Origin of the sequence: Terasakiispira papahanaumokuakeensis, assembly GCF_001709345.1 — a bacterium.
Classification (GTDB): domain Bacteria; phylum Pseudomonadota; class Gammaproteobacteria; order Pseudomonadales; family Halomonadaceae; genus Terasakiispira; species Terasakiispira papahanaumokuakeensis.
Window position 1 is genome coordinate 1,193,835 of the sequence record NZ_MDTQ01000001.1, and the last position, 11,427, is coordinate 1,205,261.

Annotated in this window: 8 protein-coding genes; 2 read left to right on the forward strand and 6 right to left on the reverse strand. The window is 51.9% G+C overall.

Features of this window, described 5'->3' with window-relative positions; all coding sequences use genetic code 11:
- Nucleotides 1-73: 73 nt before the first annotated feature.
- The 5 genes from BFW38_RS17925 to BFW38_RS05250 all read right to left on the reverse strand — a co-directional run bounded on the left by BFW38_RS17925 (nt 74) and on the right by BFW38_RS05250 (nt 8,231).
- Nucleotides 74-214 (reverse strand): hypothetical protein, encoded by a 141-nt coding sequence (locus BFW38_RS17925; RefSeq protein WP_175400939.1) that lies wholly within the window; start codon nt 212-214, stop codon nt 74-76.
- A 618-nt stretch (nt 215-832) separates the two neighbouring features.
- Nucleotides 833-1,336 carry a hypothetical protein gene (locus tag BFW38_RS05235; protein WP_068997433.1) on the reverse strand — a complete coding sequence of 168 codons (504 nt, stop codon included), beginning with the start codon at nt 1,334-1,336 and terminating at the stop codon, nt 833-835.
- 334 nt (nt 1,337-1,670) lie between these two features.
- The gene (locus BFW38_RS05240; protein WP_068997434.1) at nt 1,671-2,153 is read right to left on the reverse strand and encodes a hypothetical protein; all 483 of its coding nucleotides are present in this window, start codon (nt 2,151-2,153) and stop codon (nt 1,671-1,673) included.
- Nucleotides 2,143-7,011 (reverse strand): RHS repeat-associated core domain-containing protein, encoded by a 4,869-nt coding sequence (locus BFW38_RS05245; RefSeq protein WP_068997435.1) that lies wholly within the window; start codon nt 7,009-7,011, stop codon nt 2,143-2,145. The genes BFW38_RS05240 and BFW38_RS05245 overlap by 11 nt, the downstream gene beginning before the upstream one ends.
- Nucleotides 7,012-7,466: 455 nt before the next feature.
- The gene (locus tag BFW38_RS05250; RefSeq protein ID WP_175400940.1) at nt 7,467-8,231 is read right to left on the reverse strand and encodes a DUF3108 domain-containing protein; all 765 of its coding nucleotides are present in this window, start codon (nt 8,229-8,231) and stop codon (nt 7,467-7,469) included.
- Nucleotides 8,232-8,626: 395 nt separating this feature from the next.
- Between BFW38_RS05250 and BFW38_RS05255 the strand changes: the two genes are divergently transcribed.
- The gene (locus tag BFW38_RS05255; protein ID WP_068997437.1) at nt 8,627-10,012 is read left to right on the forward strand and encodes a GGDEF domain-containing protein; all 1,386 of its coding nucleotides are present in this window, start codon (nt 8,627-8,629) and stop codon (nt 10,010-10,012) included.
- Nucleotides 10,013-10,243: 231 nt separating this feature from the next.
- A complete protein-coding gene (locus BFW38_RS05260; protein ID WP_245686073.1) occupies nt 10,244-10,885 on the forward strand; it encodes a transglutaminase-like domain-containing protein in 642 nt (213 codons plus the stop codon).
- A gap of 44 nt (nt 10,886-10,929) precedes the next feature.
- On the opposite strand, the gene BFW38_RS05265 is transcribed toward BFW38_RS05260, so the two are convergent.
- On the reverse strand, nt 10,930-11,352 hold the full coding sequence (locus BFW38_RS05265) for a thiol-disulfide oxidoreductase DCC family protein (protein WP_068997438.1): 423 nt from the start codon (nt 11,350-11,352) through the stop codon (nt 10,930-10,932).
- Nucleotides 11,353-11,427 lie beyond the last annotated feature (75 nt).

Here is an 11,427-nt window from a genome sequence, read left to right on the forward strand (position 1 = left end):
AAGATCACTATTCTGAGTCAGTGGTTATATAGTTTCTACCGTATTTTACGCCTTCGAGGAAGATTTCGATCACTCACCATTTAAATGCAACGATATCTAAGGAGAAAACTTCATTTTTAATTCCCTGTGAACCTTTAAAATTAAGCATTAAGTCTCCCTCATCCATATTGGTTTCGGAGAAGTTAGCATCAGCTCTTGAAAACTCTGAATTCATTATCTCTGCTCGATCTATTTTGAAATGTTCTGCTTCCAGAAAGGGTCGAAAGACAGAGCGAAGCGGCGGTTTTTTTATCCCTCAGGCTGGCCTTGTTAACTGTTTATTGCACGCCATAGTGATTCTTCCAGAGTGTGCGCAGTTTGCACGGAATCCCAAACATAAAATTATTTTGGTTCTTTGACTTCTTACCTATACTTTCAACTATCTTTTTCGCCTGACATGAGAATCAATGGTTTTGTAGTATTCGGCATAGAATGTTTTTACAACATCTGGCCACTCATCCCTGTAACCCTTATCTATTTCAAGAAACCTACGCAAACGTAATGCAACTAAATCTGAGATTTGAATCACCGGGCTCTTTCTTGAGTCTACAAGATAGCTAAACTAAAGTTTGTGCTCACTATTTCTCAACGCTGTAATCCCTAGTCTTTTGATATTGGAACACCTTGAGTGATAGTGCCAGTGAAAAATGCGCATTAATTGACATGGATTGATGGGCTATCGCTGGTTTGATTGCAATGACTCATATCATCGCCTGCAAGCAGGCTCCCACAGAAAGTTCAGAGGTGAATCGTAGAGTTGTTGGAGGCGTCTTGCAGGCAAACAAATGCTAACTCATAACCTCTTATCTTCATTAATCAAGGCGTTTGTGTCCGCCTCATTGTCGAAGTTCAGGCCCGCGTTGGCGGCTTTGAGCAGGGTCTTGTCCTCATACTCGTCTAGCCCGCCGTCGAGGTGTCGAATAGCCGCAACCAACCAGTATTCCAATTCGCTAAAGAAGCCGACCACCTGACCACGCAGCGCTTCTTGTTCTGGGTGGCCGCTGCGCTCAACCTCGCACATATCGAGCACGATGCTTTGAAGACGGCCTTCGTTGAAGTCCGGGTGATGTGTTTTGAGGTGTTTAAGGTAGATCCGTGCCAGTGATTCACCGGTTTTGCAGCCGCCGGAATAGCCACCGGTTTTAGGCACGGCCCAGAAAGACAGCCAACGCTTGCCCGGCACTTTATCGATAAACGGTAGCTGATGAAGGGGGAATTGCTTTCGATGGTGAAACCTGAGCGGACCTACGGCAGGTTTGCGGACACAATGAGCCTGAGTTGAGGGGGCTGTCGTCATGATAGATTCCCTTCTACTTGAATGAAGGTTCGCCACAACTTCGACCAAAAAGATGGAGGCGAACTGCGCAGGGTTGGTCGACCGGCGTAGAAGGAAACCGGCACACCCGAAGGCGTCCCCGCGCAGCTCGCCATAACAGGCATAAAAAAAGCGCTGTTAAGCGCATGCTGCGCCTTCTACAAATCGGGCGACCAAACCCGAGCCACTGATTTTGCAGCGGCTCATGAATAATGTCTTAGGGCAGGGATGGAGTCAAGGGGGCATGCTCGACAGAGCGGGTGACATAAAAATATGAACACTACCATAATATGAGAGTCTTCTCTGACCAACATCCTTAAGTAATAGCATCTAACCACTCGTTAAGGATATCTTCCAAGCTATTGAAAGTGTCTGAGATCATGTTTTGCTCTTCGTCTAGTTCATATATCTTACCGGATAGTTCCCCTATTGTATAAAAACCAATTCCTGCTTGATACATGAAAGGTATCGTCTTTTCTGGGAGCTCTATTAACCTGTTTTTAATTAATTTATTTGTCGTAAGCTGACTAGAAACCAACTCAACTCCTTCAACAGATTTCGGTGACTCTAACGATGAAATCTTGAAAGTACTTGAAAATAGGTCTGCCCCATCGAAATCAACATATAGATCTTCCAAACCTGTTAGAGGCCATTTAATTGCTTTTGTAGCATATGTCTTCTTGAATAATGTCGAGTGTTCACCCGAAATATGATTGATTTCAAAACGATCCTCGTGTTCAGTTAATGTTCCTGGCCGGTTTTTATTTATCCAATCGATTAGTTTCATTTTAATTGCCATTCATATGTTCTTCTTTTAACTGGAAACGATTGAGCATTGATCCTGATGAGCCTGATCTGGTTCCCGCAGGATGATACTTCCTTACATGCCCAATATTATTTCCTCTTGAAGGTACAATATTATCCGCTACATCGGCTAAGTCTGGATTGTTTTTAACATCATTTATATGATGCCAGCGTGTATCGCTCGGGAACTGTCCTGTTTCAGCAATACGTTTTCTTTCCGCAAAAGACCAACCCCCATCATCTGCGGTGCCAGGATGTCCACTTTGGACTAGGTCCCGCTCAGCTGATTTTGCTCTATTTACACCGCGTTGTCTGGCATTCTTCATAGCCCTTGCATTATCCCCACCCCCACAACATTGCTTACTCAACCCCAGCGGGTCGACCCACCCTGTCGGGTTGGGGGCGTATTGGTAGAGGTTGTCGCCGCCCATGAGGCCGATGGGGTCTTGGGTGGTGAAGCGGCCAATACGGGGATCGTAATATCTAAACCGGTTGTAGTGAAGGCCGGTTTCGCGGTCGTGGTATTGCCCCTGAAATCTGAAGGGGTTGTGAACGTGGGTTTTGTCGCCTTGGCCGTTGTGGGCTTGGGCGAGTTGGCCCCAGGCGCGGTATTGGCCGCTCCAGACGATGTGGCCTTCGGTGTCGGTGATGTCTTGTGGGGTGCCGAGGTGGTCGGTCTGGAAGTAGTAGAGTGTGGCCGTTTGCGCTTGGTAGCAGCGCAGCGGTTGACGCTGGTCGGTGCCGGTGGCCGCGAGGGCGGTGCGGTCGAAGCCTGCGGTCAGTTGAGCCAGCGGGATGAAGCTGTCCGGTTCGTAAAGGTAGGTCGCGGTATGGGTCGGCACCAGGGGGCTGGCGTCGAGGGTGTGGACCTGTTGGGCGATCGGCCGGGGAAATTTGCGCCGGGGGTTGTCGGGGATAAGCCCCGGTACGCGGCATCGAACCGGTTGGTGAGTGTCACCTTCGAAACGGGTTTCGCTTTGGAGCAGGTCGCCATCCCAGGTGAAGACGGTCAGTTCGGGCGCTTGGCCGTCGATTTCGACTTGTTTCCAGAGCCGACGACCGAGGGCGTCGTAGCCGTATTGGGCTTTGGTGTGAGGTGTGGCGGTGTCGCCTGCGGCCGGGGCTTGGGCGTATTGGCAGGCTTCGACCATCCGGTGCTCGGCGTCGTAGCGGTATTCCCAGGTGCTGCCGCCGACGGTGATGCTGCGGGTGAGGTTACCGTGGGCATCATAGTGATAACGGGTGTCCGCAAAGCGTTTGAGCAGGTTGCCCATCACGGTCGGGCCGTTGCGGTGTCCGCTTTGAGTCGGTTGACCGGTAATGGACAGATCCGCCCGCCATTCGGTGGCCCGGGTGTGGGTGTCCGATGAAGCGGCGTCCTGCGGGTCGATCAGGTTGCTGGCCGGGTCAAAGTCAAAGCGTTCGGCCTGCCCAGGGGCCAGGGCTTCGCGCAAACGGCCCAAGGGGTCGTACTGGTACTGAGTTGGGCCGCGTTGTTGATCCTGCACTTGGCTGAGTAAGCCGTTGACGGTGTACTGATATTGACGCTTGATGGTCGGCCGTCGGCTTAGGGTTTGACGCTGTCCAGGTCGATTGTGATGGGTCTCGGGCCCGGCTTGAAAGACTTCTTGAGCCAGCAAGCGCCCGACTGGGTCATAGCGCAGTTGTGTCTGTTGGCCTTGTTGATGGCGGGTCACGGCCCGGTGGAGGTCATCCCGCTCGAAGCTGATCAGGGAATCGCCATCCAACGCCATGCCTTGGACATGGCCGGAGCCATAACGCAGCCAGGCGATTTCACGGCCATCTGGGAGGGTCGTGGTCTCGCGGTTGCCCAGGGCGTCATGGGTATGACGGGTGACGCTGGCCCAGTGGGCGCCATTGGGCAGTTGCAGCCGCTGGGTTTCTGCGATCAGGTTATCTTGGTCGTCATAGTCAAAGCGGGTTTCACTGCCGGGGGCGCGGGCGGCAACCAGACGGCCCAGCACATCATAGGCGTAGTGGGTAATCTGCTCCGGCATGCCGGGGCGCAGACTACGCCGGGTGATCGGTTGGCCCAGCGGGTCACGCTCAAAGCGAACTAAACGATCACCTTGCTGGATTTCACTGACCCAACCGACCCCATCGTGAACATAGCGGGTGGTGCGGCCATCAAAACCGGATTCTTCGACCAGCTGCCCGGCCCCGTCATAGTGGAACTGCCATTGATCGCCGTTTTGGTTGATCAACCCGACCAAGCGGTTGAGGCGGTCGTAACGATACTGGAAGCGATGGCCCATCGGGTCCTGACGTTCAATCGGCAGCTGAACGCCGTTGTAACGATAACGGGTGTGATGCCCGGCCGGATCGGTGTAATCGACCAGTTGACGCTCACCATCATGACGGAAACGCTCAATGGCACCATCAGGATGGTGGATCGCCAAAGGCAAGCCGAGGGCATCGCGTTCATATTGAGTGAGCTGGCCGCTGGCGTCGGTGACGCAGGCCAGGAAGCCACGATGATCATAGGCGTAGCGGGTGACTTTGCGGGAACAGTCACTGGCGCTGATCAACTGACCCAGGGCATTCCATTGATACTGATAGGTATTGCCCTGAGGGTCGGTCATCGCGATGAGCTGGCCCTGCTCATCGTGCTGGTATTGGGTGGTTCGACCGCTCGGGTCGGTTGCTTCGGTGGGCAAGCCGCGTTGATCGTATGCGGTGGTGTGCTGACGCCCCTGAGGATCGGTTAGGGTGGTCGGCAGGCCTTGCTCATTGTACTCAATGCGGGTGGTCAGGCTGGCCGGGTCGGTGATGGCGGTCAGGCGACCGGCGTCATCATAATCGTAATAGGTGGTGCGGCCTTCGCCGTCGATATGGGCCCGAAGATTGCCTTGGCGATCCCATTGCCAGCGCTCGGTGCCGAGTCGGTCATCATAGGGATAGGTGATGGATTCAATGCGGTTTTGGGCATTGTAGCGGTAGATGCGGACGACGCCCTCGGCATCGGTGACCCGGGTGTACCAGAGGTCACGATGATATTCGAAGGTGGTGTCATCACTGCCGTCGTCCACCCGGTTGCGCACACAACGGGCACTGCGGGCATTGGGCACGGCGTCCGGCACGGTGGTTTTGTTGGGCCAATCCCAGGTCAGGCTGACCCCCATGCCGTTAAAGTCGGTGTAACGGGTCAGCAGGTGGTGCTGATAGGTGTACTCACGTGAGTAGCTGCGAGCATCCTCATGGCGGATTAAATCGCCTTGGCCATCGTAGTGATAACGGGCCAGCACTTCCGGCGCTTGATCGGTCTCCGGGAAGTGGCGTTCGATATAACTCAGTAAAGATTGAGGAGTCGCCCCTTGAGCGGATGGCGCGGGGGCCGACGAGGCCGCCGTGTAATGACAGCGCAGCAGTAACCCGGCGCCATCGCTGATCTCATGCAAACAGCCCTGTTGATAACGCAAGGTGAGGGCCCGGCCATCCACTTCCTGTTGCCGGACCAGACGGAAGTGTACCGTCGGATCATCAGGCCGGAAGGTGGCGGATTCGGGGATCAGCTGGAAATCGTCGTAACTGCCATCCAGATAGGTGATGCGGTAATGCTGCTCATCCGGCCGACTGAGGGTGAAATGCTCGCGGGGCTCCACATAAGTTTGACCGATCGCCAAGGGCACCAAAGGCACGGCCCGGTTTTGTGGATCAATGAAGTACAACTGGGTCAGGTGCTGTTCCAGCCGGATATGATAAGGGCTGCTCCAGCGCGCGCCCAGCTCACTGTCATCCAACTGATCGGTGCTGGACCGGTAAAGCCGGGTCCATTCCACCGTGAGTCGACCGGGCACACTGAAATCGGTTTGCCAGAGGTTTTCATCGCCCATCACATAGTCGATCGGGTGGGCGGTATGGGTCTGCGGTGCATTGATCCCACAGGTGGTACAGCCCGCCGGGACATCGCTGGGTCTGGAGGTATTATCATGGGTACTGCGCGGCACAACTGCGCCCCGGCGACTGTGATTCGGGGCACCGGTATTGACCATGGCCTGATGATCGACCCCACGGCGGCGACTGCGCCGCTCAATCAAGGCCGCCGCTAGCGCGGCCGCGACCGGTAATAATAAGTTAAAGCCTTCGGCCACCATTTGATTGGCCGACACGCCCAAATCATCCAGCGCTGAGACCAGCTCATCACGGGTGTCATCACCGAGCCATTCGACCAGCTCATCAAAGGCTTTGAGCACAATGCGCTTACCGTGCTCATCGATCTCCCACCAGCTGGGATTGGCTTCAATCAATCCGACTTGAATGGCACCTTCGACCGGGTCTTTGACCAACCCTTTAATGCCACTGATGACGCTATTAATGAAGTTCTGAATCGTCGACTGTTGGGATTGCAACCAACTCTGGAATTTCTCCATAAAGGCGATGGCATCACCGCCCGCTTCAGCCCAGAGAATATCCGCCGCAATGGCGATGCCTTCACCGCGAGCAAAGGCTAAAAAGGCCTCTCTTGCGGCGACTCGAATTGGCCGAGAGGCATTGCCTGCCGCAGGAATAATGCCGATGGCATCGATCACCATAATGGCCCACAGCCACGGGTTTTCGACATTGGGATTACCCTGGCGATCGTTCTCGGTGAGATTGACAATATCGCGGGCGACATCGCCAATGGCCATCACATTACCGACCACCGGCACCATATAAGCGGCCTGAATGACCACATCCAACACCGTATTGCCCTCGGGCTCGGTTTGAATATCCACCGGCGGCGTTGAGATCTTGTCGTAAGGGGTGGCATTCATCACCCTTTGATGAATCGCCTGCTCACGCAACTCCGGGGGGACATTGGCGGTGGTGTTGTCATTCAGTGCGGTGGTCATCGTTTTTCCCTAAAGATGAAGCCGTGATGAAGCTGTAAAGTAGTAGACGCGCCATCAAAAGCGATCTTTAAAAAAGCCATTTTTTTGATCTAAAAGAGGCCTGTTTGATGAATGAATCATCATCGATCAATATCAGGATAAGGGATCAAACCATGTGTCGAAAAAGCGTGACAACTGTAAGCAAAAAGAGACGCTAAAATGAAAAGTTGTCGACTTAAAAAGACGGCTAATCATTCAAAAAGAAAGTATGAATTTGTGTGAGTATTTATGAAAAGGCCTAAGAGAGGCTTTGGGGTAAGCTTGAGTTAAGGCTTGAGGTGTATGCTTTAAGTTCGATCAACGCGGCGAGGGCTGCCTGAGTGGTGCTTTATTCAGGGCAGCCTCTAATTCGCAAGACGCTCGCTTTATATTGAGAGCGTGAGGTTGTGGCGCTGAGCCCTATTCAGCAGAAGGTTTTATGGGGTCGGTAAGGACTGTGATGATTGAGATTCATAGTGAGAAAGCTGTAAATCAGCTTGGATATCGCCGTCTTTTTGCTGTTGTAAGCGGGCAACGATGTAGTGATAGTCCTGGGCCAGCCAAATATACGTCTGACGGCTGGAGCCGGGCGATCTGATACGCTGAAGTTTCAGTGTTTTGACATCTCCAATCGGTAGGGAGAGTGTTTCTTCGCCTAAGACCTTAAACCGGTAATGATCTTCATCATTTTTATAAATGAGATCATAGGTTTTATCGGTCAGGCCTTGCCCTATTGGCGAGGGCGCAAAATCCAGCTGCATTTGAAGCTGATAACTGATGGCATCGTGCAAGTGTGGGTGCCAGCTCACCTCGAAAGGTTCATCTTTGTAGCTTTTAATGGCTTCAAGACGTTGCTGGTCAGGCAAAAAACGAAGTGATTGGGCTCGATTGGAGCCTGTGCCTGTGCGAGAAAATTGATAAGCAAGTGGCACGACTTGGCGTTTGGCATTCTGAATGATCAGTTTGCCTTGGCTTTTATCTTCACGATGATCACTGAAAATCCACCAACTGAGGTCTGAGCGGGAAGTCAGTTGATAGGTGTAAACGGGGGCTGTTGATGTTTCTGTGGTGTCGTTCGATGGGTGCTCAGTGTCAGGCTTGATCACGAGTGTTCGAGTGCCTTCGCCAATTTTATCGCCATCTCGAAACACCGTATAGGTGGCTTGATAGCTCTCTAGAGGTAAGGCTTGTGATCGTGCCATGGCAGCGGGGCTTGCTGTTATCCATAATGGGCACAAGCAAAGCAATGTACGGCATAGTAGAGTTGTTCGGCGGTGCTGAGTTTCGATGATATCTCGACTACGCATCTGCTGAATGGTCATCTGTGGCATGCTCATTTGCGGGAATATGTGGCTTGTGGTGATCCGTTTTCTTGGCCGAGTCACAGGTGTCAATGTGCTGCATCGCTGAACAAGGCTTATCACCGATAAGTACCGTCTGATACCGCATCATCTAAGGTGTCGGTGTCTCAGGCCAGTGTCGGTATCTCACCACAAAATTCAGGGTATTATGATGTCGAAAGGTTTTGCTAGTTGATTCCTTGATGTTAAGCCGCTTAGGCTATGCAGCCATTTAATCCGGCAATGGAACTGAGTCGATGTCAGGTTTGCAGCAGGTTTATCTTGGTAATATTTATACCCCTCAACATAATGCATTGCTTGATCGCATCCTGCCCCGGTTAACGCCTGCGTTTCCTGCGTTGGCGACTCGATTTTATGATGAGTTGACTCGCGATGAAAATGCTCGGCATTTCATCAGCAGTGAGATTGTTGAGCGGCGCCTGCGTCATGAACTACAAGATTGGTTGAGGGTGACGTTAAGCCCTCACCAACCTGATGAAGTGGCGGAGATTATTGCGCTGCAGCGCCATGTGGGGCATGTGCATGCACGTATTGATATTCCCATGGCGTTGGTTGATGCGTCCATGTTGATTTTGAAGCAGGGCTGTTTCATGCATCTGCTTGAGGCGATGCCGCATGATGGTGAGTTGTATGAGGCGTTTATGCTGGTGAATAGCCTGTTGGAGGCGAGTCTCAGTATTATTAATGAAGCCTATCTGGATGCGCTGGTGGATAACGAGCGCAATGCTCAGGCCCTGCGAGGTAATATTTCGGGCCAAGAAATTGCTTTTGAGATTGAGCGGGTTCGGGCCAAGTTGTTCAGTTGGTTGAGCGAAGCGATGATGGCGATCATGGCCGGTGATCATCTTGACCCATATTCATTACAGCGTTCCGATTTCGGTCTCTGGATTATCCATAAGTTGGACATGGTGAGCCCTGATAAAGCGCTGGTCGATAAAATTCGTGAGCTGTTGGATCAAGTTTATCAGCGTTTAAGTCAACGTCAGCTTCAAGAGTGTGAGCAACAGGCCACTGTTGCGATGGGGGCGCAACGCCGAGCCCTGTGTGAAGAGTTGAATCATATTGTCAGTGAGGCGGCTTGGTTGTTGGCGGATATTGCAGAAGCGATCGTCGCCAGCTGGTCTAAGGAAGATAGTCTGACCCATCTGATTGACCGGCGTTTTCTGGGGCCTGTATTGCAAAAAGAAACCCAGCACGCTTTGGCCATGACTGAACACCCACCCTATAGCCTGCTTTTGTTGGATGTTGATCATTTCAAATCGGTGAACGATCGTTTCGGCCATCAGGCGGGAGATCGCGTTTTGTCTGCAGTGGCGAATACGATTCGTCATGCTGTCCGGGTCAGTGATTACTGTTTTCGCTATGGAGGCGAGGAGTTTTTGATTTTGTTGCCTGAGTGTCCCGGAGATAAAGCGGTTGTGGTCGCCGAGAAGCTACGTCTTGCCTTGGCGGAGCAAAGGATCATGGTCGATGATCAACGGACCATTCAAGTCACGGCTTCCATTGGGGTTTGTCAGTTTGTCGGGCATCCAGATTACCTTGAAACCATTAAAGTCGCGGATGCTGCTTTATATGAAGCCAAGCATGGTGGGCGCAACCTGGTCATCCGCAAAGGGCCTTGATCGAAAGAGGGTAAGGCCCTCCTCAGTTGCCATTGATGTTGATGTTGATGTTGATGTGAGTGTGATCTGATCTAAGCTAAACAACGGTAGGAGATTGAACGATAAGGTTCGATCTATAAGGTTCGATCTATAAGGTTAAAACTCTAATGCTAGAACGATCACGTTGGTGTTGTCACGGTGATTAATTTAAGCTCTGGTATAGAGCAATAGGGGCATTGAGTGGAGGGTGACATGGATGCTATGAACTTAAATGAACGTGACTCACAGACTGAAAATTCGGCGCTGGTAGCGGCATGTCTTCAGCCATCTGTTTGGATTGACTGGCAAGATCCAAAGGTTTTTTCTTGCGCGCAATCACTCAGTGTTGGGGTGGGTGACCCTTTGGCATTGGTTCAGCGTTGTTATGAGTTTGTGCGTGATGAGATTCCCCACAGTGTTGACGCTCAGTTGACGCCGATTACGTGTCGGGCTTCTGATGTCTTACGCCATGGCACCGGTTTTTGTTTTGCCAAGAGTCATTTGCTGGCTGCATTACTGCGGGCTCATCAGATTCCGACAGGGTTGTGCTATCAGCGTCTACGTTTTAATGAGAATGAGGCAGATAGTCCTTTGTCATTACATGGGCTTAATGCCGTGTATTTGCCTGAATATGGATGGTATCGGCTTGACCCTCGTGGTAATAAGCCTTCGGTCAATGCGCAATTTGTCCCGCCTGTAGAGCAGCTCGCTTTTTCACTACAGCACCCCGGAGAAGCCGATATTCCAGGTATTTGGCCTGACCCTTTACCTGGTGTGGTGACATTGTTGACTCGCCACTGTTCTGTGGACAGTGTGATTAAAGCTTTGCCTGAGGTTGAAGTGCCGGCACTCTAAGCGCATCGACCGCTTTATAAACGAGCTACTGTTTTATTAGCGCACTACTGTTTTGATTTTTGTGGCTTACGGCGCTGGCGGTTGGGAGGCGTACAAAAGCCATCTTCACAGGCCTGTGCGCCTAATACCCAGCGTGATACCTTCATTCGATTACGGGCAAACCACAGGTAGGCGTGATCAGCAAACCAGCGAATGATGGGCCAACGCAGTATGCCGATCCAACGATGATGACCGACTGTTTTCCACGCGGCCCAGGTCGCATCAAGCCCTAGCAGCAGTTCACCCGTTTGCGTTTGAGCATGAAGGATTCGATTGGCCTTTTGTGGGTCGATATGCGGGTATCGTGCGCCAAAATCTGCCGCATTAATATCTTCAAGACAAAGCTGCTTTGATTGATCGTAACCCGACAGCTGATCCATTTCCCGCTGGCAGAGGGGGCACTGAGCATCATAAAAAATAGTGAGCATAGGATCCTCTTTTGGCTTGTATTCGATCAAGATACTGAGCACGGCGGATATATGATATCGCGCCTTAATGTGAAT

Bases quoted from the DNA above. Each gene is read 5' to 3' on its own strand.
- BFW38_RS17925 (WP_175400939.1), bottom strand. From the start codon at position 214: ATGAATTCAGAGTTTTCAAGAGCTGATGCTAACTTCTCCGAAACCAAT.
- BFW38_RS05250 (WP_175400940.1), bottom strand. From the start codon at position 8,231: ATGGCACGATCACAAGCCTTACCTCTAGAGAGCTATCAAGCCACCTAT.
- BFW38_RS05260 (WP_245686073.1), top strand. From the start codon at position 10,244: ATGGATGCTATGAACTTAAATGAACGTGACTCACAGACTGAAAATTCG.
- BFW38_RS05265 (WP_068997438.1), bottom strand. From the start codon at position 11,352: ATGCTCACTATTTTTTATGATGCTCAGTGCCCCCTCTGCCAGCGGGAA.
- BFW38_RS05235 (WP_068997433.1), bottom strand. From the start codon at position 1,336: ATGACGACAGCCCCCTCAACTCAGGCTCATTGTGTCCGCAAACCTGCC.
- BFW38_RS05240 (WP_068997434.1), bottom strand. From the start codon at position 2,153: ATGGCAATTAAAATGAAACTAATCGATTGGATAAATAAAAACCGGCCA.
- BFW38_RS05255 (WP_068997437.1), top strand. From the start codon at position 8,627: ATGTCAGGTTTGCAGCAGGTTTATCTTGGTAATATTTATACCCCTCAA.
- BFW38_RS05245 (WP_068997435.1), bottom strand. From the start codon at position 7,011: ATGACCACCGCACTGAATGACAACACCACCGCCAATGTCCCCCCGGAG.